General features: G+C 68.2%; 19 protein-coding genes. 12 read left to right on the plus strand and 7 right to left on the minus strand.

What is annotated here, in order from left to right; genetic code table 11:
- Positions 1 to 19: 19 nt before the first annotated feature.
- Positions 20 to 1,069 (plus strand): LacI family DNA-binding transcriptional regulator, encoded by a 1,050-nt coding sequence (locus BJY22_RS36655; RefSeq protein WP_167216266.1) that lies wholly within the window; start codon positions 20 to 22, stop codon positions 1,067 to 1,069.
- Positions 1,062 to 2,171, plus strand: a complete 1,110-nt coding sequence (locus tag BJY22_RS36660) for a LacI family DNA-binding transcriptional regulator (RefSeq protein WP_167216268.1) — start codon at positions 1,062 to 1,064, stop codon at positions 2,169 to 2,171. Before BJY22_RS36655 ends, BJY22_RS36660 begins: the two co-directional genes overlap by 8 nt.
- Here BJY22_RS36660 and BJY22_RS36665 read toward each other — a convergent pair.
- From BJY22_RS36665 to BJY22_RS36685, 5 genes are all read right to left on the minus strand, one after another.
- Positions 2,139 to 2,669 (minus strand): LacI family DNA-binding transcriptional regulator, encoded by a 531-nt coding sequence (locus tag BJY22_RS36665; protein WP_167216270.1) that lies wholly within the window; start codon positions 2,667 to 2,669, stop codon positions 2,139 to 2,141. The two genes, BJY22_RS36660 and BJY22_RS36665, sit on opposite strands and share 33 nt — an antisense overlap.
- A gap of 6 nt (positions 2,670 to 2,675) precedes the next feature.
- Positions 2,676 to 4,232: a DUF3502 domain-containing protein gene (locus BJY22_RS43190; protein WP_167216272.1), complete on the minus strand. Its 1,557-nt coding sequence runs from the start codon at positions 4,230 to 4,232 to the stop codon at positions 2,676 to 2,678.
- Between the two features lie 32 nt (positions 4,233 to 4,264).
- Positions 4,265 to 5,185 (minus strand): ABC transporter permease subunit, encoded by a 921-nt coding sequence (locus BJY22_RS42160; RefSeq protein WP_167216274.1) that lies wholly within the window; start codon positions 5,183 to 5,185, stop codon positions 4,265 to 4,267.
- Positions 5,182 to 6,129 carry an ABC transporter permease subunit gene (locus BJY22_RS36680; protein WP_202891434.1) on the minus strand — a complete coding sequence of 316 codons (948 nt, stop codon included), beginning with the start codon at positions 6,127 to 6,129 and terminating at the stop codon, positions 5,182 to 5,184. The genes BJY22_RS42160 and BJY22_RS36680 overlap by 4 nt, the downstream gene beginning before the upstream one ends.
- 111 nt (positions 6,130 to 6,240) lie before the next feature.
- Positions 6,241 to 7,233: an NAD(P)-dependent oxidoreductase gene (locus BJY22_RS36685; protein WP_167216276.1), complete on the minus strand. Its 993-nt coding sequence runs from the start codon at positions 7,231 to 7,233 to the stop codon at positions 6,241 to 6,243.
- Positions 7,234 to 7,419: 186 nt separating this feature from the next.
- Here BJY22_RS36685 and BJY22_RS36690 point away from each other — a divergent pair, with 186 nt between their 5' ends.
- A complete protein-coding gene (locus BJY22_RS36690) occupies positions 7,420 to 7,809 on the plus strand; it encodes a hypothetical protein (RefSeq protein WP_167216278.1) in 390 nt (129 codons plus the stop codon).
- Here the strand turns inward: BJY22_RS36690 and BJY22_RS36695 are convergent.
- Positions 7,796 to 8,977, minus strand: a complete 1,182-nt coding sequence (locus tag BJY22_RS36695) for an RNA-guided endonuclease InsQ/TnpB family protein (RefSeq protein WP_167216280.1) — start codon at positions 8,975 to 8,977, stop codon at positions 7,796 to 7,798. The genes BJY22_RS36690 and BJY22_RS36695 overlap by 14 nt on opposite strands.
- Before the next feature lie 229 nt (positions 8,978 to 9,206).
- Here BJY22_RS36695 and BJY22_RS36700 point away from each other — a divergent pair, with 229 nt between their 5' ends.
- The 9 genes from BJY22_RS36700 to BJY22_RS36740 all read left to right on the plus strand — a co-directional run bounded on the left by BJY22_RS36700 (position 9,207) and on the right by BJY22_RS36740 (position 23,510).
- Complete coding sequence (locus BJY22_RS36700; RefSeq protein ID WP_167216282.1) at positions 9,207 to 12,500, plus strand: alginate lyase family protein; 3,294 nt, start codon at positions 9,207 to 9,209, stop codon at positions 12,498 to 12,500.
- A gap of 9 nt (positions 12,501 to 12,509) precedes the next feature.
- Complete coding sequence (locus BJY22_RS36705; RefSeq protein ID WP_167216284.1) at positions 12,510 to 14,036, plus strand: glycosyl hydrolase family 28 protein; 1,527 nt, start codon at positions 12,510 to 12,512, stop codon at positions 14,034 to 14,036.
- 40 nt (positions 14,037 to 14,076) lie between these two features.
- A complete protein-coding gene (locus BJY22_RS36710; protein ID WP_167216286.1) occupies positions 14,077 to 15,291 on the plus strand; it encodes an alginate lyase family protein in 1,215 nt (404 codons plus the stop codon).
- 268 nt (positions 15,292 to 15,559) lie between these two features.
- Positions 15,560 to 16,843 (plus strand): ABC transporter substrate-binding protein, encoded by a 1,284-nt coding sequence (locus BJY22_RS36715; protein WP_238350561.1) that lies wholly within the window; start codon positions 15,560 to 15,562, stop codon positions 16,841 to 16,843.
- Positions 16,843 to 17,799 (plus strand): carbohydrate ABC transporter permease, encoded by a 957-nt coding sequence (locus BJY22_RS36720; RefSeq protein WP_167216290.1) that lies wholly within the window; start codon positions 16,843 to 16,845, stop codon positions 17,797 to 17,799. The genes BJY22_RS36715 and BJY22_RS36720 overlap by 1 nt, the downstream gene beginning before the upstream one ends.
- A 12-nt stretch (positions 17,800 to 17,811) precedes the next feature.
- Complete coding sequence (locus BJY22_RS36725) at positions 17,812 to 18,678, plus strand: carbohydrate ABC transporter permease (protein ID WP_167216292.1); 867 nt, start codon at positions 17,812 to 17,814, stop codon at positions 18,676 to 18,678.
- Between the two features lie 28 nt (positions 18,679 to 18,706).
- Complete coding sequence (locus BJY22_RS36730) at positions 18,707 to 20,644, plus strand: family 43 glycosylhydrolase (RefSeq protein ID WP_167216294.1); 1,938 nt, start codon at positions 18,707 to 18,709, stop codon at positions 20,642 to 20,644.
- Between the two features lie 22 nt (positions 20,645 to 20,666).
- Positions 20,667 to 21,716 (plus strand): LacI family DNA-binding transcriptional regulator, encoded by a 1,050-nt coding sequence (locus BJY22_RS36735; RefSeq protein ID WP_167216296.1) that lies wholly within the window; start codon positions 20,667 to 20,669, stop codon positions 21,714 to 21,716.
- Positions 21,717 to 21,764: 48 nt separating this feature from the next.
- Positions 21,765 to 23,510, plus strand: coding sequence for a glycoside hydrolase family 35 protein (locus tag BJY22_RS36740; protein ID WP_167216298.1), 1,746 nt, complete (start codon positions 21,765 to 21,767; stop codon positions 23,508 to 23,510).
- 173 nt (positions 23,511 to 23,683) lie between these two features.
- Here BJY22_RS36740 and BJY22_RS36745 read toward each other — a convergent pair whose 3' ends face one another.
- Complete coding sequence (locus BJY22_RS36745) at positions 23,684 to 24,277, minus strand: peptidoglycan-binding domain-containing protein (protein WP_167216300.1); 594 nt, start codon at positions 24,275 to 24,277, stop codon at positions 23,684 to 23,686.
- Positions 24,278 to 24,373: the final 96 nt, after the last annotated feature.

Below are 24,373 nucleotides of genomic sequence, written 5' to 3' on the forward strand. Positions count from 1 at the left end.
GTGCGTACAGGTGGCCAGGATGAGCTCGGGGCGGCAGCCGACTGTCAAGGACGTCGCCGCGTCCGCCGGCGTGAGTGCCACCACCGTCTCCCGGGTGCTCGGCGGCACCTACCCGGTGAGTGCGTCGGTCCGGAGCCGGGTGCTGCGCGCGGTGCGCGACCTCGACTATGTCATCAACGCCCAGGCCCGCGCCCTGGTCGGCGGATCGACCCGGACGGTCGCCTTCATCGTGCGCGACCTGGTCGGCCCGCTGTTCGCCTACATCGGCCAGGGTGTCGAACTGCAGGCGACCGCCGAGGGCAGGGTGTGCCTGGTCTGCACACATCACGGTGACCCCGAGCGCGAACTCGAACTGATCGAGCTGATGCGCCAGCAGCAGGCCGAGGCGGTGGTCCTGGTCGGCGGCGGGTTGCGGACCGAGGAGCATGTCCGGCGGATGGCGGAGATCGCGCACTCGCTCGACCGGGCCGGTTCGCGGCTCGTGCTGTGCGGCCGCCCACCGATCGGCGCGGACGTGCCGGCCACGGTGGTCGAGTACGACAACGAAGGTGGTGCGTTCGCGGTCACCGACTACCTGCTCTCACTGGGCCACGAGCGGATCGCGTTCGTCGGAGCCGGTGAGCCCGAGCACACGACGACCGGAGCGCGGCTCAACGGGTTCCTGAACGCCCACGCGACCAGAGGGCTGGACGTCGACCAGGAACTGATTGTCGACGGCAACTACGACCGCGAGTCCGGGTACCGGCAGACGCGACTGCTGCTGGAACGCAAGGCGGGCATGACAGCCGTCGTCGCCGTCACGGACGTGGTCGCGATCGGTGTCCTCGCCGCACTCCGGGACGCCGGCGTACGCGTACCCGAGGATGTTTCCGTGGTCGGGTACGACGACATTCCGCTCAGCGCCGACCTCAATCCGCCGCTGACGACCGTGCATCTCCCGTACGAGGAGCTCGGGCGGTCCGCCGTACGGCTTGCCCTGCATCGCGACGAGTACGCGCTCGACCAGCACCTGTTGCTCGGCACCCACGTAGTCATCCGCTCGTCGACCGCTAAGAGGAAACATGACTGAGCCGACGCCCGGACGCCGCAGGTCGTCCACCGGCCCGACGCTGGCCGACGTCGCCGCGCACGCCGGCCTTTCTCCGGCGACCGTCTCCCGGGTGCTGGCCGACAACTACCCGGTATCCCGCTCGGCCAAGCAGCGGGTGATGAATGCGGTCCGCGAGCTGAACTACTCCGCGAACACGCACGCCCGCGCGCTGGCAGCAGGCGCACGGTCGAAGACGATCGCGTTCATCCTCGCCGACGTCCGCGGGCAGTCCTTCGCCGACGCCGCCCACGGTGTGGAGCAGGAAGCGGCCCGGCAGGGCTGGCTCAGTCTGATCGGCACCACCCAGGGCGATCCGGACCGGGAGCTCGCCCTCGTCCAGCTGATGCGCGAGCAGCGCGCAGGGGCGGTCGTACTGATCGGCGGTGTCGTGGAAGAGGCGGCCGAGTACCGGCAGAAGATGACCGAGCTGGCCCGGTCGCTGCACGCCGCCGGATCACTGCTCGTACTGTGCGGACGCCCAGCACTCGGCGACGGCGTCCCGGCCGCGGTGATCGAGTACGACAACGAGAACGGCGCGTACGCGCTGACGAGTCACCTGCTGGCGCAGGGCCACAAGCGCATCCTGTTCCTCGCCGGGCCCAAGCGTCAGAGCACCAGCAACGAGCGGCTAGCCGGTCACCGCAGGGCGCTGTCCGACTTCGGCGTACCGGACGAGCCGAGGCTGATCGAGCACGGGGTCTTCACCCGCGCTTCGGGCTACCAGCTGACACGTCGCCGGCTGGCCGCAGGCCGGGACTTCACCGCTGTCTTCGCCGCCACCGACGTCGTGGCCGCCGGGGTGTACGCCGCCGCGGCCGAGCAGCGGCTGACCATCCCCGATGACCTCTCGGTCGTCGGGTACGACGACGTAGAACTCGCCCAGGACCTACGCCCCCGGCTCACCACCGTGCACGTGCCGTACGAAGATCTCGGCCGGACCGCCGCACAGATCGCCGTCGACGACCAGCACCTGCAGGAGGGCTGGACCGGCGACCACCGGCTCTTCAAGACCCACGTGGTGATCCGCAACTCGGTGAAGCGGCCTGCGTCACCCAGCCAGGTCGACGGGCACCGCGGCTGATCCGTCGAGGACGACCGTAAGCGCCTGGGACACGACGTCCTGGACGCCAGGTTCGACCAGCACGCACGGGATGTCGTGGGCCGCGAGATACGCCAGCTGTACGTCGGTGAAGTCCGCGCCGAGCCCGATCACTCCACGGGTACCGCGCGCGAACACCTGCTCCAGCCAGATCCTCGGCACCGGTGTTCCCGGGCTGACCGTCGTTACGACGACGGCCAGCCCCGGCTGCCGGACCCGCTCGGCCAGCCCGGCGAGAACCTCGCCGGCCCAGCTCCGCCCGGCACCCGCCACCACCAGGTCGACCAGTGCCGATTCATCCCGACGTACTCCGGCCGCCGGGTCCTCCACTGGATACCCGAACCGCCGCAGGACCTCCCGCACGCGGGCCCGCGTCGCGGGCGCGACGTCCGGGTAGGCCCGCAGAACCTTCGACACCGTGGACACCGACACGCCGGCCTCGCGGGCGACGACGGCGAGCTTCCTGCGTGGGGCGGTCATCGGCGATCACTCGCCCTTGAGGTACGCGTTCGCCTGCTTCTCGAGCTCCGCGTGCAGGTCGGCCAGACCGGCCTTGTCGACCGCCTTCCTGAGGGCGTCGAGCCCCTTGTCCACATCGACCGCACCGATCCACAACGGATTGCCGTACTGCGTCATCGCCGCACTGACCTGGCTGTCCTGCCGCTTCACCGGCGTCACGTCGGGGACGAACGACGCGTACGGGTCGACGGTGAAGTTGTCGTAGTCCTGTGCCCAGTCGAACCACGCCTCCTCGGTCGGCGTGATGTCCTTGATCTTCTTCTCGAGCGTCTGCCGCCAGCACAGGGCGTACCCCGGGAAACCGTACTGCGAGAGCTGCTCGAACTTGTCCGTGCCGACCGGCTTCCAGTCCTTGCCCTCGACGCCGTAGCTGATCAGGTCGTGATTCTCCTTGATCGAGACCCAGTCCTCGAGCTGCAGGGCCCGCTCGTTGCTCTGACCCTTGACGTTCAGTACGACGAAGTTGTCGGCCTGGAAGGTCTGGTTCGGTTTCGCGTTCTTGCCGCCCCGGATCGGGACGACGTTCGCGATCTGCGCCGACGGAACGGCCTTGCGCAGCGGTGCCAGCGACTGGGACGAGAGCCCGTCGGTCATCGCCCAGCGGCTCGCGATCCGGCCTGACTCGAACTGGGCGCCGATCGTGGACGAGTCGACGTTCAGCGCGTCCTTGTTGATGATGCCGTCCAGGTAGTACTTGCGCACGCGGCGCAGGGCGTCGACGACACCGGGCGCCTCCCAGAACGGAATCGGCTTCGCCGACCCGGTGGTCTTCCCGTCCTGCGCCAGGTAGAACGGGAACGAGCCGCCGCTGAACGTCTGGACGCTGACGTGCGGGTTCTCCCAGTCGTGCTGGTTCAGCCAGCCGACCGGCGCGAAGGCGACGAGTAGCTTGGGCATGTTGGAGGAGATCCCGACCGGCGTGATCTTCTGCTTCTGCTTCACGTCGTACCAGAACTTCTCGAGCTGGTCGAACGCGGTGATCTCGCCGATGCCGAGCTTGTCGGCCAGGTCCTGGCGGACGGTGAAGTGGTGGAACCTCGCGGCCGAGTTCACCTGCGGGATGCCGTACAGCTTGCCCTTCCACTTGTTCTGCTCGAGCAGTTCGGGAGCGAGGGACTTGCTGAGGTTCGGGTACTTGCCGATCAGGTCGCCGACCGGGACCAGCGACTTGCTCGCGACCAGCTGGATCATGTTCAGCCAGCGGGCCTGGAGCGCGGTGTCGAAGGTGTCGCCGGCGGTGAACTTGAGCAACGACTGCTGCTGGTAGTTCGACCAGGCGATGAACTGCGGCGCGATGGTGAAGCCGAGATCCTGCTTCAGTTTCTCGTTCACCTTGGCGAGTACGGCGTCCCAACCGGTCGGCGCGTCGCCGGGGAGCAGCAGCGTCAGCGTGTCGGGCGCGCCTTTCGATCCGGTGGACGAGTTGCCGCAGCCGTTCAGGCCGAGAAGTGCCGCGACGGACAGGCCGCCGCTCGCGGCCAGAAAGCCGCGCCGGCTGAGACCGGCTGGAGATGTGGCGGGCACGATGCCTCCTGAGAAAGTAGTGGAGGGAGCCGTCAGCCCTTGGTGGCTCCCAGAGTGATGCCTTTGACGAAATAGCGCTGCGCGAAGGGGTAGGCGAGCAGGATCGGGCCGATGGTGACGACCGTCAGGGCGAGCCGGAGCTGGTAGACCGGCGTCGACTGCTCCGCGGCTGTCGGCAGCATCTGCGAGAACGACACGTTCGAGATCAGGTTCTGCAGCAGCAGCGGGAGCGGGAACTTGTGGACGTCCGACATGAACAGCAACGCGGTGAACCATTCGTTCCAGTAGTGCACCGCGTAGAACAGGCCGACCACCGCGAGGATCGGCTTCGACAGCGGCAGGCCGATGCGGAAGAAGATCTGCATCTCCCCCGCGCCGTCGACCCGCGCCGAGTCGAGGATCTCCTCCGGCAACTGGCGGAACGCCGAGACCTGGATGAACACCAGGAAAGGTGCCACCAGCAACGGCAGGATGACCGCGAAGTAGCTGTTCTGGAGTTTCAGGTACTGCGTGACGAGCAGGTAGAGCGGGACGAGCCCGCCGGTGAACAGCATCGGGATGTACGCGAACACCGACAACGGCCTGCTGACGTAGGGCAGCCGGCGCGCGATCACCCAGCTGAGCCCGGACGTGCACGCCAGCGCCAGCGCCGTACCCACGACGGTGATGAACACGCTCGCGGCGTACGCGCCCAGCAACGTGGGACCGGTGAAGATCAGCTTGTACGCCGAGATCGAGAACGGCCGCGGGATCAGGCTGTAGCCGGTGGTCGCCAGCGTCTGCTCGTCGGTGAACGATCCGGACACGATCATCCAGAACGGGATCAGGCAGATGACCATGAAGGTGGTCACCCCGATGATGCTGATCACCGTGAACGCTTCCGGCCGCCGGCGCCGGCGGGTCGCCGTCCGCACGGACGACTTGGCGAGGGTGGAGGTCAGGGCAGCGGTCACAGCAGGCTCGTTTCCTTCGAGTACCGGCGCTGGATCAGCACCGCCGTCGCCACCAGGACGAATCCGACGACGGACTGGAACAGGCCGATCGCGGCCGTGGTGCCGAAGTCACCGATCTGGCGCAGCGAGCGGAAGACATAGGTGTCGATGACGTCGGTGGTCGGGAACAACGTGCCGTTGTCGCCGACGATCGCGTAGATCGTCCCGAAGTCGCCGTAGAAGATCCGGCCGACGCCGAGCACCAGCAGCACCGCCGCCGTCGGCTTGAGCAGCGGAAGCGTGATCCGGAACGCCATCTGGGCCCGGCTGGCGCCGTCGATCTGCCCGGCCTCGTAGACGTCCTCGGGGATCGAGGTGATCGCGGCCAGGAAGATGACGCTCATGTAGCCGCCCAACTGCCAGACCTTCACCGCGGTGAGGATCCACGGCCACGGGCCGGGCTCGGTGTACCAGCTGACCGTCGGCAGACCGAAGCCCGCGAGCGCGTCGTTCACCGCGCCACCCGATCCGGCCGGCCCGGACAGCAGCACCTGCAGCATGATCGCGATCACGACCGGCGAGACGAAGTACGGGAAGAAGATCGTCGACTGCGCGACCCGCTTGAAGTACCGGCCGCGGAGCTCGTTGAGCATGAGCGCGAGCGTCACACCCGCCGCCAGCGTCGCGGCCAGGAACAGCACGTTCAGCAGCAGCGTGTTCAGCAGGATCCGGCCGGCGTCGCCCGAGCTGAAGAAGTACCGGAAGTTGTCCAGGCCGTTCCACGGGCTCCCGAAGATGCCCTTGCTGATGTCGAACTCCTTGAAGGCCACCACCAGGCCGGCCATCGGCGCGTAGCTGAACACCAGGAAGAACGCCACGGCGGGCAGCGCCAGCAGCCCCAGCCACAGGCTGCCGCGCAGCGCGCCGCGGCGGCGCGTGGCCGGTCCGGTCGAGTGGTCAGTCACGGCGATCTCCTCTCTGCGAATAGAAAGCGCTTTCCATTTGGCCGTGAACGTAACCGCGTGAACTGGAGAGTGTCAAGGGGTCGATGGCGTAGGGATCGTTGTCCTTCACGCTCACGCGCCCCGGTCGAGATCGGCCAGACCGACAGGGTGCAGCAGCGGCTCGCCGGACAGGAAGCGGTCCAGCTCGTCCACCACGCAGACCCCGAGACGGGCGAGTTCGTTGCCGTGCGATCCCGCGACGTGAGGGGTCACGAAGGCATTCGGCAGGTCGAACAGCGGCGAGTCGGGCGGCAGCGGTTCGGGGTCGGTCACGTCGAGGACCGCGGAGAGCCGGCCAGAGGCGAGTTCGGCGATCAGCGCCTCGGGATCCACGAGTTCGCCCCGTGCCGTGTTGACGAGGGTCGCGCCGTCCGGCATGAGCGCCAGCTCCTCGCGGCCGAGCAGGCGATAGGTCTCCGCCGTCGACGGCGCGTGCACACTGACGATGTCGCTGGTCGCGAGCAGCGTCGGCAGATCCACGACGGGTACGTCGAGATCCTCGGCGTACGGGTCGTACACCTGGACGTGGAAGTCGAACGGCCGCAGCAGGTCGATCACCTGCCTCCCGATCCGTGATGCGCCGATCAGCCCGACCGTTCGCCGGTAGTTCCCCACGCCGTCGTGGATGAACCCGAGCTCGAAGCCCCGGTCCCGCCGGTACCGCTCGCGGAGTCCGAACACGCCCTTGCCGGCGAGGAGCACGACACCGAGCGCGTACTCGGCGACCGGGACGGCGTTCGCCGACGCCGCGGAGGAGACCGCGATGCCGCGCTCCCACACCTCCGGGCACAGATGCGCCTTCACGCTGCCGGCGGCGTGCAGCACCGCCCGGAGTTTCGGCATGGCGTCCAGCGCGGCCCGGTCGATCGCCGGGCAGCCCCACCCGGTGATCAGGATCTCGGCGTCCGCGAGCCGGTCCTCGAGCCGCGGATCGTCGAGGCGCTCGACGATCACCGCCGGATCGAACGCGACGAGCTCGCCGAGCGCACGGCGGACGGGGTCCGGGAACAGCGACGGCCAGTGCACTGCGGACATGGCGACGACGGCCGGCGGTCGATCGGACACGGTACCTCCAGGGTTCGGCGCCCAGAGAGCGCTTGCTGGGATGACGGAGCTGAGGGGCTCAGCGTCGCATAGCAATCGTTGTCTTTGGCGTCCGGAAATTTTCGGACCGGGCTTCGTTCTTGGCCCGGCCGCGCCCCGGTGCGAGGCTCCCGATCGCCCCGAGACAGACGAACTGGGAGTGCAGCGATGGCTGATCCGGACCGACTTCCCCCGCCCACCCGACTGCGCAGACCCGTCCTCGCGATCGCCACAGCGTTCGCGGTCCTCTGCGGATTGCTCAGCGCACCGCCGGCGGTCGCACGGCCCGCCACCGCCACCACCACCGCCACCGTCACAGCCGCCGCCACGGCCACCGCCGCCTTTCCGGCGCCGGTGATCGAGCGGGTGACGTCGGCGGCGGGCTTCGTCCATCCCGGGCTCGCCGTCAGCGCGTCCTCCTTGGAGAGGGCCCGCACCCAGGTGCAACAGGGCGCGGCGTACCGCGAGAACAGAACGACGACGACACCGCAATCGCAACTTCTTGACGTCCTCCTCGCCGTGAACGGCGGGGATTCCAACCCGACTACGCGGAGGTAGGGGGTTGAGGTTCACGCTTCTCGGCGACCGGTACCGCTGTCGCTCCACGTGCGTTCACGGCCCGTCCAGCCGCGATGTTGACAGCAGCGTTCACGTCGGCGTTCGCGGTGTATCCGCAGGACCGGCAGCGGAAGACGGCTTGGCTCTCGCGCGCCTCCCGATCCCTGGTCCCGCACCGCGAACACGTCTGAGAGGTGTACGCCGCCGGAATCTTCTCGACCCGGCCTGCGGCCTTGTGCTCCAGCCGCTGGACGAGCCGGCCCCAGCCGTTGGCCAGGATGCCCCGGTTCAGTCCGGCCTTCTGCCGCACCCGCTTCCCGGGGTTGTCGACCGTGCCCTTGGCCGAGCGCGTCATCTGGACGATGCGCAGGTCCTCGACCCGGATCACATCGAACTCGCGGGCCAGCCGGGTGCTGATCTGCTCGACCCAATCCTTGCGCCGATCCGCCTCCCGCGCCTTCAGCCGGGCGATCGCGGCCTTGGTCCTGGAGCGGCGGTTGCTGCCGCTGCGGGCACGGGACAGACGCTGTTGCAGCTTCCGCAGCCGCCTCTTCTCGCCCGAGGTCAACGTCGGCACCCGCAGCTTCTCACCCGTGGACAGCGCGGCCGACACAGTCACACCACGATCCACCCCGACAACCTCCCCGGTACCCGGTCCCGGGATGGGCTCGGGCACGACCGCGAACGCGATATGCCAGCGGCCAGCGCGGTCACGACTGACCCGGTACGACTTCGCGTCAGGCAGCGGCCCGGACAGCCGGAACTTCACCCAACCGACCTTCGGCACGAGGACCCGGGCCCACTTGCGGTTCAGCTTCTCCACCCGTCCGGCTTGCGGGCCGACGATCCGGAACCCCTCGTGCATCCCGGCCTTGCGCCAAGTGGGTCGGCGGTGGGTGCCGGCGAAGAAGTTCGTGACGGCCTGGTCGAAGTCCCGCAACGCCTGCTGCTGCACCGTCTGCGACCCGGACCGCAACCACTCGCCGGCGGCCCGGGCCTCGGTCAGCTGCCGCGCCTGCTGCACGTACCGCGGCGGGTAGCTGCGGCGTCCCACCGACCACATCGACCACTGCTCGAGAGCCAGGTTCCAGACATATCTGGCGCTCTTGCAGTGCCCAAGCAACGCGGCCTCCTGCTCCGGAGTCGGGGCAAGACGAAAGCGGGCCATGACACACATCCAAACAGCCGGGACCGACAAATCCTGAGACGCGAAGGGAGGCAGTTGCGGCTCCTCCCCGCCCTGAACGACGGGGTCTCCCCGCAACGACTTCGATGAACCAGCACAGCTACTCGCTGGTCGGCGCGATGCCGCGCTACATCTACGACGGCCACGGCGGCTTCACGAACGTCGCCGAGGTCCAACTCCTCGACGCCCCCTGATCCCGCAGGAGAACCTGATGGTGAATCCACGTCCCAGCCGCCGCACGGTGCTGCTCGCCACCGGCGGAGCGCTCGTCGCCACCCAACTCCACGTCGAACCGGCCGCCGCCTCGGCCGCCGCGGATCCGGCGGAGTCAGGTTTCGCACACCCCGGGATCCTGCACAGCGCGGACGATCTGGAGCGCATGCGCGCGGCGGTCGCCGACCAGCGGGCACCGCAGTACGGCGGGTTCCTCGCGCTCGCCGCGCATCCCCGATCGTCGTACGACTACGTGGTCCGCAACGCCGGCCACATCACGTCCTGGGGCCGCGGTCCGGCGAACTTCATGGCGGAAGCGGTCAGCGACTCGTGCGCGGCGTACCAGAACGCCTTGATGTGGGCCGTCACCGGCGATGTCCGGCATGCCGACAAGGCCCGTGACATCCTGAACGCCTGGTCGGGCAGCCTCGAGGCGATCACCGGCGCGGACGGGCAGCTCGGCTCCGGCCTGCAGGGCTTCAAGTTCGTCAACGCGGCCGAATTGCTCCGCCACACCGGCTACAGCGGCTGGGCGCAGGCCGACATCGACCGCTGCGGTGAGTCGTTCCGCAAGGTCTGGTACCGCTCGTTCGCCGGCACCGCGTTGTTCGCCAACGGCAACTGGGACCTCGCTGCGTTGCAGGCCGTCATCGCGATCGCGGTGTACTGCGACGACCGGGTGATGTTCGAGAACGCCGTCCGGTACGCCGTGGCCGGTGCGGGTAACGGCCGGATCGAGCACATCGTGGTCGAAGCGACCGGTCAGGGACAGGAGAGCGGGCGCAGCCAGGCGTACGCACAACTCGCCCTCGGGCTGCTCGCCGACACCGCCGCGGTCGCCTGGAACCAAGGGGTCGACCTCTTCGGCCACACCGACGACCGGATCCTGAAGGGCTTCGAGTACACCGCCCGCTACAACCTCGGCAACGACGTCCCGTTCGCCGCGGATCTCGATCGCACCGGCAAGTACCTCAAGACAGCCGTTGCCACTGGCAACCGTGGGCAGTTCCAGCCGATCTACGAGCTCGCCTACGGCCACTACGCCGGCCGCCGCGGGCTGCGGACGCCATACCTCGAGCAGGTCGTCTTCCGCAACGGAAGCCGCGTCGTCGAAGGCACGAACGACGATCACCCGGGCTGGGGCACACTCACCCACGCCAAGGACCAGGTCATCCCCTCCACACCGAAGGTCGCGCCGGGCACGCCGTACGGTCTGACCGCGCACAGCGGCCCGGACGGCGTCGCGCTGGCTTGGGCGCGATCGGTCGAGCCGCACAGTTGCACAGACGCAGTGAGCTACACCGTCAAACGGGCGACCGACGGTGAGTTCACGACGATCGCCAGCGGTCTCACTTCCACCTCTTACGTGGACGGTACGACGAAGCCTGGACGGACCTACTACTACACGGTCGAGGCCGCGAACGCCGCCGGCACCAGCGCGGAGTCGCTGCCAGTGGCCACCGAGCGGTTGCCGTGGGCGAGCGAGGACATCGGCACCGTCCGGCGCACGGGACGGACGGACTACGACGGCCGGACCTTCGTGATCGAGGCCGGTGGTGCGGACCTGGGCGGAACACGGGACAGCTTCCGCTTCAGCTACCTGCCGATGACCGGCGACGGTGTGCTCACGGCACGGGTCGTGCATCCGGTGAGTTCGCAGTACGCGAGCGTCGGAGTGATGATGCGGCAGTCGCTCGACCCCGGCTCCGCGCATGCGTCGATGCTCATCAAGGGCCTGCCACTGCACACGTGGAGCGGTGTGTGGACCGTCAGACCGGAGACCGGCGCACCGGCCACAGGTACCGGCAGCACGGTCGTTCCGCCGTCTCAGCAGCAGGCGATCACGGTGAATGCCGGATTCCCGATCTCGAATCTCGGATCCCTGCCGCAGTCCGCGACGCCGCTCGAGGCGCCGTACGTCGAAGCGGCCAGCGACGGCTACCGGTTACGCAAGCCGTACTGGGTCCGCATCGTGCGCAGAGGCACGGCGTTCACCGGCTTCATCTCCCCCGACGGCGAGGACTGGACGGAGGTCGGTTCGTCGAAGCTCCGGCTCGGCACCCAGTTGTACGTCGGGATCGCCGTCTGCTCGACGCTCGACGCGACGTCCACCGAGACGACGACGGCAACGTTCGACAACGTCACGGCCCCGGGCTGGTCAGTGCGCCGTCCGGACGCACTCGCCGGCGTACTGACCGCCACGACCACGCCGAGCGCTGTCGAGCTGGCCTGGACCGACCTCGACGTGTCCGCCCGGTACGCGGTCCACCGCAGTACGACGCCCGGCGGGCCGTACCAGGTGATCGCCAGAGACGTGTCCGGGTACGGCGTGGAGACGCGCTACCGGGACGCGAGCGGCGTCCCAGGTACGACCTACTACGCGGTCGCGAAGTGCAACGTCGCCGGTTCGGGGCCCCGCTCGACGGAGGCGAGCGCGACGATGCCGACACCTCCGGCGCCGGTGATCACCAGCGCCACGACCGCCTACGCCAACCTCAGCACACCGTTCCACTACCGGATTGCCGCCAGCAACGATCCGATCAGGTACTCCGCCAGCGGACTCCCCCGCGGTCTGTCACTCGATCCGCACACCGGCATCATCTCCGGAACACCCTCTGCACAAGGCGCTTTCACGCCCACGGTCTCCGCCTCGAACGCGACGGCCACGGCCAGTGCGCGGGTGACTCTGACCGTCGCCGCGCCTCCGCCCGCGCCGTGGGCGTACCGCGACATCGGCGACTACGTGCTGGACGAGCGGCAGCTCGACACGTTCAGCGCGGTCGCGATCCGTACCCCAGGCATCACCAGCTACGACGCCGGCCGCTTCGTCGTTCGCGGCGCCGGTACGGACCTCAACATCATCAACCAGGGCATGACGGCGCAGTACGCGTCCGTGCTGCTGACGGGCGACCACACGATCACCGCGCGCGTCGTGAGCAGTGACACGGGAGGCCGGATCGGGCTGATCATGGCCAAGTCGCTGTCCCCGTTCGACCAGCTCGCCGGCGTGATCCTGACCGGCGACAGGTCGCAGTTCGTCCGGCGCCTCCGCGTGGCGACCACCCTGGTCACCACAGAGACCACCGGCACCGCGGTCTGGCTCCGGCTCCGCCGCACCGGCGAGACCTTCGCCGCCGAAACCTCCACCGACGGCAGCGCCTGGACTCCAGTCGCGGCACCGGCGGCGATCACCGGCTTCGGCGATGCGCCGTACCACGCGGGCCTCGCTGTCGTGTCGCGCAACCCGTTCGCCCTCACCACCACCGTCTTCGACAACGTGTCGATCAGCTAAGGAGCCCCCATGAGCATGTCAATCACCCGCCGCACGACCCTCAAGGCGGCCGGTGCCGCCCTCGTCGGGGCCGCCTCCGGCGTCGTCGGCGCCGGCCGCGCCGCTGCCGCGGAGCAGACCGCCGCCGGCAGCACGGTCGTCACGTACCCGATCCCGTCCGGCATTCCGACCAACACCGCGTTCACCGTGAAGGTCCGCCCGGTCGGCGGCACGTGGGAAACGCTTGGCGTCTACCTCGCCAAGCTGCCCCTGATCGATCCCCTGACCGGTCGCAACACGGCCCAGAACTCCTCGACGGCGTACTTCGACTTCTCCGGCACCGTCGAGGTCGAGGTCACCTACACCAAGGGGGCCTTCGAGAAGGCGCGCATCCGGCCCGACTCCTACGGCATCACGCCAGAGGTGCTGGGCAGCACCCTGCGCTTCACCCTCGACCGGCCCCGCAACCTCGTCATCCAGCTCGACGACAAGATCTTCGACTGCCTGCACCTGTTCGCCAACCCGATCGAGACGGAGCGGCCCGGCGAGGACGACCCGAACGTCGTCTACTTCGGCCCCGGCGTCCACACCCACCCCGACCGCACGCTGAAGGTGTCCAGCGGCCAGACCGTCTACCTCGCCGGCGGCGCGGTCCTGACCTCCAACGTCATCTTCGAGGGCGTCGAGAACGCCCGGCTGACCGGCCGCGGCATGATCTACAACGCCACGGGCGGCGCGATCTACGTCCACGACTCCCAGAACGTCCAGGTCGAGGGCATCACGGTGCTCAACCCCCGGTACAACACGATCACGGTCGCCGAGTCGGAGAACGTCAAGATCACGAGCCTGCGCTCCTTCAGCCACCTGGGCTGGGGCGACGGCATCGACATCTTCTGCTCCGAGAACGTCACCATCGACAGCGTTTTCCTGCGCAACTCCGACGACTGCATCGCGATCTACACCCACCGCTGGGACTACTACGGCGACACCCGAAACATCACCGTCAAGAACTCCACCCTCTGGGCCGATGTCGCCCACCCGATCAACATCGGCACGCACGGCAACCCCGACCCCAACGCCCCCGAGGTACTGGAGAACCTGCGCTTCGAGAACATCGACATCCTCGACCACCGCGAGCCGCAACTGCTCTACCAGGGCTGCATCGCCATCAACCCGGGCGACGGCAACCTCGTGCGGGACGTCAAGGTCGACGGCATGCGCGTGGAGGACATCCGCTGGGGCCAGCTCATCCACATGCGGGTCACCTTCAACCCCAAATGGAACACCGCGCCCGGCCGGGGCATCGAGTCCGTCTACATCAAGGACCTCTCCTACACCGGCACGCACGCCGACATGTCGGTCATGCTCGGTCTCGACGCGGAACACCTCGTCAAGGACGTCACCTTCGAGAACCTCGTCGTCAACGGCCGCGTCATCCGCGACAGCGGCGGCAAGCCCAGCTGGTACCTGGCCGCCGACGGCGTGCCGATGTTCGTCAACGACCACGTCCGCAACCTGCGCTTCCTCACCACGGCGGAGGCCGCCGCAGCCCGATAAGCCCTTGCCCACCGCTCCATCGCCCCTAAGGAGAAGACACATGAAGGAGATCGATCGACGCACACTGCTCAAAGCCGCCGGAGGTGTGGCCGCCGCCGGACTGGCGGCCACCGCCGGGGTCACCGCACTCGACCGGCCGGCGAACGCCGCGCCGGCCACGTTCCCCCACCCCGGCGGGCTGCACAACTGGGGTGACCTGAACCGGGCGAAGGTCCGGGTGGCCGCGGGCGACGACCCGTGGCTGTCCGGCTGGAACCGGCTGATCGCCAACGGTCACGCCCAGTCGACGTGGCAACCGAATCCGCAGGCCACGATCATCCGCGGCGGCACCGGCGAGAACTACGGCATCCTCTACAACGACGTCCACGCCGCCTACCAGAACGCCCTGCGTTGGCGCGTCCAGGGCACCACCGCCCACGGGGACTGCGCCCGCAACATCCTCAACGCCTGGTCCGCCAGGCTCACCACCGTGACAGGTAACGCAGACCGGTTCCTGGCGGCCGGCATCTACGGTTACCAGTTCGCGAATGTCGCCGAGCTGATGCGCGACTACCCGGGCTTCGACCTGGCCCGGTTCAAGACCATGATGCTGAACGTCTTCTACCCGCTGAACAACTCGTTCCTGGTGAACCACAACGACGCCTGCATCACGAACTACTGGGCCAACTGGGACCTCTGCACGATGAACTCGATCCTTGCCATCGGCATCCTCTGCGACGACGCTGCGAAGTACGACCAGGCCGTGAACTACTTCAAGAACGGTGCGGGCAACGGGTCGATCCGGCACGCGATCCCGTTCGTGTACGACGACCAGGGCCTGGCGCAGTGGCAGGAGTCCGGCCGGGACCAGGGCCACACTCTGATGGGGATCGGGCAGATGGGCGCGTTCTGCGAGATGGCCTGGAACCAGGGCGAGGACCTGTACGGCTACGACAACAACCGCTTCCTGAAGGCCGCGCAGTACGTCGCGAAGTACAACCTCGGGCAGGATGTCCCGTTCACGAAGTACACCTGGGGCACCGGGCAGGACTGCGCCTACCGGGAGCACACCGTCATCTCCGCCGCCAGTCGCGGCCAGGTGCGGCCGGTCTGGGAGATCCTGCACTTCCACTACACCAGGCGCAGGTACCTCTCCGTTCCCTCCATCTCGGCGATGGCCGCGCAGGTGCGGCCCGAGGGCGGTGGCGGCGACTACGGATCCACCAGCGGCGGCTTCGACCAGACCGGTTTCGGAACGCTGGCGTACGCCAAGTAGCGCACGGCCGATCGGCCCGGCCCGGGCATCAAGCTCGGGTCGGGTCGATCTGTGTTTACGCTAACGCCGAATGCTGCACCCGCGGGTGGATCGGCGTCAAGAGGACAGCGTTGTCATGGTCGATTCGGCGACGCGACGTGCTCGATGTGCCTGTAAAACAAGGCAGATCGTGGCTCAGAAGATTCGCGCAACCGAGGTCTTGACGTGATCGTGGCGGGGCGCTCTAATCATGGCACTCATTCTGTTCACGTAAACATTTTCCGGAGGCATGATGACCCCGCCTGCCAACCCCTCACGTCGCGCTGTGCTCGGTGGAGCTCTCGGACTGGCTGCCGCAGGAGTGCTGGGCGCCTGTGGCTCCAACAAGGGAACCGGGGCCACCACCGGTGGTAGTAGTGGGACCAAGGTCTCGCTCAGTCAGTGGTACCACCAGTACGGCGAGAAGGGGACGCAGGAAGCCGCGAAGAAGTACGCGGCGGAGTACACCGGCGCCGGCGTCCAGATCCAGTGGATCCCGGGTGACTATCCGGCCAAGCTGTCCAGCGGGCTGTCGTCCGGCAACGGACCGGACGCCTTCGAGAGTCACCTCGAACGCTCCCTCGTCAGCTCCGGGCAGATCGTGCCGCTCGACGACCTGATCGCCGACGTCAAGGACGACTACTCCGAAGGCGACCTGGCGGCCAACTCGATCGACGGGAAGCTCTACTCGATCCCGATGATCAACGACCCGCAGATGATCTACTACCGCAAGAGCCTGTTCGAGGCGAAGGGCATCAAGCCCCCGCAGACCGTCGACGACCTGATCGCGGCCGCGAAGGAGTTGTCGGACAAGTCGGTCAAGGGCCTGTTCGCCGGCAACGACGCGAACAACACCGGCGGCGGTCTGTTCCCCGCCGCGATCTACGCCACCGGCGGACGGCTGCTCACCCCGGAGCACAAGGTCGGTTTCGACCCGGCGAAGGTGGCCGAGGTGCTGGTCAAGCTCCGCAAGCTCTCCGCCGACAAGAGCCTGCTGCTCGGCGCACCGACCGACTGGTGGGACCCGTCGGCGATCAACCAGAACCTGTGCGCGATGCAGTGGATCGGCATGTGGGCGGTGCCCGGGATGACGACCGCGCTCGGTGCGGACGACCTCGGCGTGTTCCCGTTCCCGGCCGCGGACGGCGGCAAACCTGCCGTCATCTCGGGCGGATGGTCCGCGTTCGTCAGCGCGAAGTCCAAGAACGTCGACGCCGCCAAGGCGTTCACGAAGTGGCTGTGGGTGGAGAAGACCGACCTGCAGGAGGACTGGTCCCTCAGCTACGGGTTCCACATCCCGCCGCGCAAGAGCCTCGCGGCGAAGGCCTCCAAGCTGCAGAGCGGCCCGGCGGCCGAGTCGGTGAAGCTGAACACGGAGTACGGCGTCCAGGGCAACCCGAACTGGACACCCGCGATGAACACCGCGCTGACGGACGCCGTGACGCGGGTGATCGGCAAGGGCGCCGACCCCGAGAAGGAACTCGCCGGCGCGGTCAAGAAGGTCACGACCGAGCTCGACAAGATCTTCGGGTGATGGCGCAGCAGACCACCGCGGCCCGAGCGCAACTGCAGACCGAGCGCGCACGGCCCGCGCAACGGACGAAGGCGATCCACGGCCAGCGCCGCGCGTTCTGGCTGTTCATCGGGCCGTTCCTGATCGGGCTGGTCGTCTTCGTCTACTTCCCGATCATCTGGAGCGCGTTCCTCAGCTTCTTCGACGCGCAGGGCACGGTGACCCCGACCAGGTTCGTCGGCCTGGGCAACTACGTGACGATGCTCAGCGACAAGGCGTTCGTCTCGTCGCTGGTCACGTTCACGGCGTTCGCGGTGCTGATCGTGCCGACGACGTTCGTACTGTCGCTGTTCCTGGCGGTCCTGGTGAACCGTGTCCGGGTGGCGCGGGCGTTCTTCCGGTCGGTGTTCTTCCTGCCGACCGCGTGCTCGTACGTCGTCGCGTCGCTGATCTGGAAGTTGTCGATCTTCAACGGCGTCCGGTTCGGCATGGCCAACACGCTGCTCGGCTGGATCGGCGTCGAACCGATCAGCTGGCTGTCCTCGCTGGATCCGCCCTGGTACTGGCTCGTCATCGTGACGGCACGGCTGTGGCTGCAGGCCGGCTTCTACATGATCTTGTTTCTGGCGGCGCTGCAGAACATCAACCCGGAGCTGTACGAGGCCGCGTTCGTCGACGGCGCGAAGCCGGGCTGGCAGGTGTTCCGGCACATCACGCTGCCGCTGCTCCGGCCGACCTCGATCTCGGTGCTGCTGCTGTGCCTGATCGCGGCGTACCAGGCGTTCGACGAGTTCTACAACCTGCTCGGCGCGGTCGAGTACGCCCGCCCGCCACTCGTGTACCTGTACCAGCTCGCGCTCGGGAGCCAGCAGAACTTCGGCCTCGGCAGCGCCGGATCCCTGATCCTCGCCGCGATCATCGCCGTCGTCACCGTGCTGCAGGGCAAGATCCTCGGCTTCGGCAGACCCAGCGACTAGGAGGGACGATCCATGGACACCCATCAGCCGCATGTCGGCTACCAGCGGTCGATCGCCGGCCGGATCGCCAACGGCGCCGGAATGGCCGTGCTGATCGTGATGACGCTGCTGTTCCTGATCCCGTTCTACCTGCTGATCCGCAACGGTCTCGCCAGCACCAAGGACATCACCGCCCCCGGCTGGACCCTGTTCCCGAGTGACGTGCAGTGGAACAACCTCGTCGATCTCTTCAACGATCCCGAGATCCCGATGCTCAGCTCGCTGCGGAACTCGGCGATCGTCGCGGTCCTGACGACCGTTGGCACCCTGCTGGTCAGCTCGCTCGCCGGGTACGCCCTGGCGCGGATCAACCACCCGCACAGCAACAAGATCTTCTACGCCGTGCTCGCCACGCTGATGATCCCCGGCGCGGTGACGTTCGTGCCGAGCTTCGTCATCGTCTCCTGGCTCGGCTGGGTCTCGGACTACCGCGGCCTGATCATCCCGGCGCTGTTCAGCGGGTTCACCGTGTTCCTGTTCCGGCAGTACTTCCTCTCGTTCCCCAAGGAGCTCGAGGAGGCGGCCCGGATCGACGGCCTCGGGTACGGCGGGACGTTCTGGCGGATCGTCGTACCGAACTCCGGGAACTTCATCGCCGCGATCGCGGTGATCACGTTCATCGCGAGCTGGAACTCGTTCCTCTGGCCGCTGGTGGTGGCGCAGGACCAGAGCGCCTGGACCGTCCAGGTCACGCTCTCGACGTTCGTCACCGCGCAGACGATCAACATCCCGCAACTGTTCATGGCGGCGGCCGTCTCGATCGTGCCGCTGGTGCTGGTGTTCGTCTTCCTCCAGCGTTATCTCGTTCAAGGCGTCGCCCAGACCGGCCTCAAAGGCTGACCCGCCCCGACCATCCGAGGACAGATCCATGAGACTTCGAAGAAGCTGGACCGGTGTCGTGCTCGCTGCACTGGCCGCGAGCCTCGTCGCAGCGCCTGCCCGAGCGGAGGCCCCCGAGGAGTACAACTCCTTCAGGCCGGGCCAGCCCTGGCTCGACACCGACGGCAAGGTCATCCAGGCGCACGGCGGACAGGTCGTACCGGCCACCGACGACGACGGCCGCCGCGTCTACTACTGGTACGGCGAGGATCGCAGCAAGGGCTACTACAACAGCCCAGGCGTGCACCTCTACTCGTCGTACGACCTCTACAACTGGAAGGACCAAGGGCTCGCGCTGCGGGCGATGAGCTCACCCGACCAGTTCGAGAACGACACCTACTTCGCCAAGCTGTACAAGGACTACTCACCCGCGCAGAAGGAGGTCGTCTGGCGCGACCTGTCGACCAACGACGTCCGGACCGACGGGTGGGCGCGGCCGTCGATCCTCGAGCGCCCGAAGGTGATGTACAACCGGTTCACCAAGAAGTGGGTCATGTGGGTGCACTCCGACGGCCCATCGTCCCCGACCAGTACGTCGACGTACGCCCGGGCCGAAGCGGGCGTGGCGATCGCGGACTCCCCCAAGGGCCCGTTCCGCTGGATCGACTCCTACCGGCTGAACCGGGTGCCGAGCGACTCGGTGCCGTGGTGCGGCTCGGGATCCTCGTTCGATCCCGCGGGCGGGATGGCGCGGGACATGAACGTGTTCGTGGACGACGACGGTACGGCGTACATCATCTACTCCTCCGAGGAGAACCGGACGATGTACATCTCCAAACTGAACAGCTCCTACACGTACCTGTCCGCGGCGCCGGACGAGGCCGTCCAGGGGAAGGACTTCGTCCGGACGCTGGCGTGCAACCAGCGTGAGGCGCCGGCGATGTTCAAGTCCGAGGGCATCTACTACCTGGTGACGTCGGGTGCGACGGGCTGGGACCCGAACCCTGCGCGGTACGCGACGTCGCAGAACATCCTCGGTCAGTTCACCGACCGCGGAAACCCGATCACCGGCGACGGAGCGGCGAACACCTACCGGTCGCAGAGCACCAACGTCGTCCCGGTCGACCAGAAGCGCAACAAGTTCCTGTTCATGGGCGACCGGTGGACACCGAGCGACCTCGCGAACTCGCCGTACGTCTGGATGCCGATGACGTTCGGCGAAGGCGGCAGCCTGACGATCGGCCCGGACACCGAGTGGACGTTGAAGGACCTCACGCCGTACACGCGGTGGACCGTCACGTCGCAACTGCCGGACACCGTGTGGCTGAACGACACCGGCAGCCTGCCGACTCAGGTCACCGTCACGACCGCCGGCGGCTCGGCGCAGGTGGCGGTGACATGGGACGCGTCCACGATCTCCCAGCCCGGACCCGCGAGCCTGCGTGGCACCTTGGCGGACGGCAGGACGTTCACCCGCTCGGTCGTTGTCGTGCCCCACGGTCTCCGATACGCCGTGAACGCCGGCGGGACCGCGACACCGGACTGGACCCGGCTCACCCAGGCGGCCACCACCGAACAGCCGCTGCTCAACTCGGCGCCCGAGCAACCACTTGGCACCGATCCCACCACCGGAAACACCTGGGGTTACACGGGTTCCAGCGCACCGGCCGGCAGCGGCGATCTCTACACCACCCTGCGGTACGCCAAGAACCACGAGCCGCTCGTCTACACGTTCGGCAACCTCGAGCCCGGCACGTACACCGTCCATGCCGGGTACTACGACCCGTGGCCCTGGGCGAACCGCGCGGCGCAGGTGAGCGTCAACGGCTCCGTCGTCGATCAGCAACGCCTGTTCACGGCGACCGGCGTCGCCGCGGCGTACGGCGGAATCCAGGTCGGAGCGGACGGGAAGATCACGGTGTCGATCGCACCGACCCGGTCGCCCGACATCCAGGTCAGCTGGCTGATGATCGCCCGTACGGGCTAGTCGCCGCACTTATGCTGATGCCATGACGAACGAGGTCAGGCGGCCGCGCCGCGGCGTGAAGGGCCACCCGAAGTCGGGTCCCTCCATCGGTGACGTGGCCCGCCTGGCGGGCGTGTCGGCGCAGACGGTGTCGCGGGTGTCGACCGGTTCGGAGCCTGTGCGGCCGGAGACCCGGGAACGAGTCCTCGAAGCCATGCGGCAGCTCGGTTACGCACCGAACCACGCCGCCCGGGCGCTGCGCCGCGGGAACTTCCGCTCCATCGGCCTGATCGCCCACCGGGTGATCCGCACCGGAGAGTCGAAGACCATCGAGGCAGTTATCGAGGCGGCGCGGCGCGAGGGCTACTCGGTGAGTCTCGTCGACGTCCAGACGCCTTCGTCGAGCGACGTCAGCGAGGCCGTGCAACAGCTCAGCCACCAGGCGATCGACGGGCTGGTCATCATCCGCGCGGAGACCTCGACCCCGACGGCCCTCGCGCTGCCGCCGACGATGCCGGTCGTGGTCTCCGACTCGCGTTTCGTCGGGCACCACCCGGCCGTCGGCGCCGACCAGACCGGAGGCAGCCGGGCGGCGGTCGAGCACCTCCTGGGGCTCGGCCACCACACCGTCCACCACATCGCGGGACCGGACGACTCCGGCCCGGCCGCGCTGCGGGCGACGGCCTGGGAGCAGACGCTGCGCGCCGCCGGACGCGAGGTCCCGCCGCTGGTGCGGGGCGACTGGTCGGCCGGTTCGGGGTACGAGATCGGAAAGGAACTCGCGAAGCGTGACGACATCACCGCTGTCTTCGCCGCCAACGACGAAATGGCCTGCGGCCTGGTCCACGCCCTGCACGAGGCCGGCCGCCGGGTGCCCGAGGACGTCAGCGTCGTCGGCTTCGACGACATCGACCTGGCCGAGCACCTCTGGCCGCCGCTGACGACCGTCCGGCAGGAGTTCCAGCAGATCGGCAACGAGCTCGTCGAGATCCTGATGCGGCAGCTGAAGGACCGTCGCGAGCTGGTCGATCTGCACCGGACGGTCCCCGCTCCGCTGATCGTCCGCGCCAGCACCGCAGCACCGCCCCGGTAGCGATTCTGGGGTATGTTTACGTAAACAACCCCGAACGGGAGAGACTCGATGCCACACTTCGCGATCGGTGCGTCCGACTTCCTGCTGGACGGCCGGCCGTTCCGGATCGTGTCCGGCGCCCTGCACTACTTCCGGGTGCACCCGGACGCCTGGGCCGACCGGATCGAGAAGGCCCGACTGATGGGACTCAACACGATCGAGACGTACGTGCCGTGGAACGCGCACAGCCCGCGGCCGGGCGTCTTCGACACCTCCGGGATGCTCGACCTCGAGCGGTTCCTGCGCGAGGTGGCCGCGGCCGGCCTGTACGCGATCGTCCGGCCCGGTCCGTACATCTGCGCGGAATGGGACAACGGCGGTCTGCCCGCCTGGCTCTTCCAGGAGGCCGGCACCGAGGTACGCCGCTACGAGCCGAAGTTCATGGCCGCCGTCACCCAGTACCTGCAGGACGTGCTGGACATCGTGCGGCCGTTGCAGATCGACCAGGGCGGCCCGGTCCTGCTGGTCCAGGTCGAGAACGAGTACGGTGCCTTCGGCAACGACGGCACCTACCTGAAGGCGATCGCCGAGACCATCCGGGGCGCCGGGATCACCGTCCCGCTGGCGACCGTCGACCAGCCGATCGACGCGATGCTCGAGGCCGGCGGGCTGGACGGCGTACTGCGGACCGGGTCGTTCGGATCGCGTGTCGGGGAACGGCTCGCGACGCTCCGGCGGCATCAGCCGGCCGGGCCGTTGATGTGCATGGAGTTCTGGGACGGATGGTTCGACAACTGGGGCGGGCCGCATCACACCACCAGCGTCGCCGAGACGGCGGCCGAGCTGGACGCGCTGCTGGCGGCGGGCGCCTCGGTGAACATCTACATGTTCCACGGCGGCACGAACTTCGGACTGACGAGCGGCGCCAACGACAAGGGCATCTACCAGCCGACGGTCACGTCGTACGATTACGACGCCCCGCTCGACGAGGCGGGCAACCCGACCGAGAAGTTCCACGCGTTCCGCGAGGTGATCTCGCGGTACGCCGACGTTCCGGACGCCGTACCGCTGCCGTCGGGTCGCACGGCTCCGGAGTTCACGGCCCAGTTGGCCGAGCCGATCGGGCTGCTCGCCGCGGCGCCGGGCGCCTGGTCGGAGCACGAGGCGATGCCGACGCTCGACCTCCTCGACGCCCGGGTCGCGATCTTCCGCACCGAGCTGCGCGGCGGCGGTCCGGCGCTGCTGTCCTTCGGCGAGGTCCGGGACCGCGTGCAGGTGTTCCTCGACGGCGCACCGGTCGGCGTCCTGGAACGGGAGCGCCGCGAGCGCGCGATCATGCTGCCGCACAGCCGCGGCCGGCTGGAGCTCGTGGTCGAGGACCAGGGCCGCGTGAACTACGGCCCACGGATCGGCGAACCGAAGGGCCTGATCGGCCCGATCCGCCTCGGGGCCGACGAGCTGACCGGATGGTCGGCCTGCGCGATCGACCTCGACCGGCTGCCCCGGTTGTGGGACGCGGCCGGGTGTACCCCGGCGGCGCTGGTTCCCGGCCCGGCCGTCTGGCGTGCCACGTTCGAGCTCGACGGCCCGTCCGACCTCTTCCTCAGGAGCGATGTCTGGGGCAAGGGCATCGCCTGGCTCAACGGCTTCAACCTCGGCCGCTACTGGTCCCGCGGACCACAGTGGACGCTCTACGTACCGTCACCCGTGGTCCGATCGGGCACCAACACCCTCGTCGTACTGGAACTCGACACGCTACCCACCACAACAGCAACCTTCGCGGGCGCCGCCGACCTGGGTCCCACCGAGCTCTGACTACCCCCTTCCCCGCCGGCATGCGGGAGGTCAACGGACAACTTGGTGTGGTCCGGGGAATCCTGCGCACCTGAAACGACCAGCAGAACTCCCCACACGACCCAGCTCGGACCTGCTGACCGTGGCGCCGATCAGCTGGACCCTGCCCTGCCGCAGACCGACCGTCTCGGAGGTCAGCTCAGCACGTCGTACGTCCGGGCCTTCAGCCAGATGTGGGCGGAGTTGGTGAACGAGACCCGCCGGCTCCCGCTCACGTCGATGCCGAGCAGGTCGTAGGCGCCGTACGTCTGGCCCTGGTAGTTCCAGCCACGTTCAAGGACGACGCTCTTGCCGTCGCGGCCGGGGTAGCGAACGAAGCCGTCGTCCCACCGCAGGATGTTGTCGGCTCGGCCCCACGTCGCGTTGCCGACGCGGCCGTCGGCGGTCAGCCCGTAGCGCGACTGCCATTTCTTCGTCGCGTCACGCGTCGCCGGGCCGAAGTTGCCGTCGAGGCCCGAGTACCCGATGAACCCCTCCGCCACCAGGAACGACTGCCACAACAGGACGGCATCGGTGTTGCTCGAATTCGAGCAGCCGTAGCAGAGATCGGAGCCGAGCTCGCCACGGTGGTCGCCGAAGTCGTCGTCGAGATAGCCGGAGCCGTCGACGTACGCCGTACTGTACTTTCCGACGTTCCCGGAGTCGGCGTACGCGACGCCGCTCGACACCACACCGAGCCCCACGAGTGCGGCCGCGGCCGCCAGCTGGGCCCGTCGCCATGTGCGCATGTTCTGCCTTCCATCCGAAGAGCTTGATCCCGATCGAGAGTCCTCTCGGTCGTCCGGGATTCGAGCACACGGCGCTTTCCACACGCTTTCCATGCG

It is taken from the genome of Kribbella shirazensis (assembly GCF_011761605.1).
Classification (GTDB): domain Bacteria; phylum Actinomycetota; class Actinomycetes; order Propionibacteriales; family Kribbellaceae; genus Kribbella; species Kribbella shirazensis.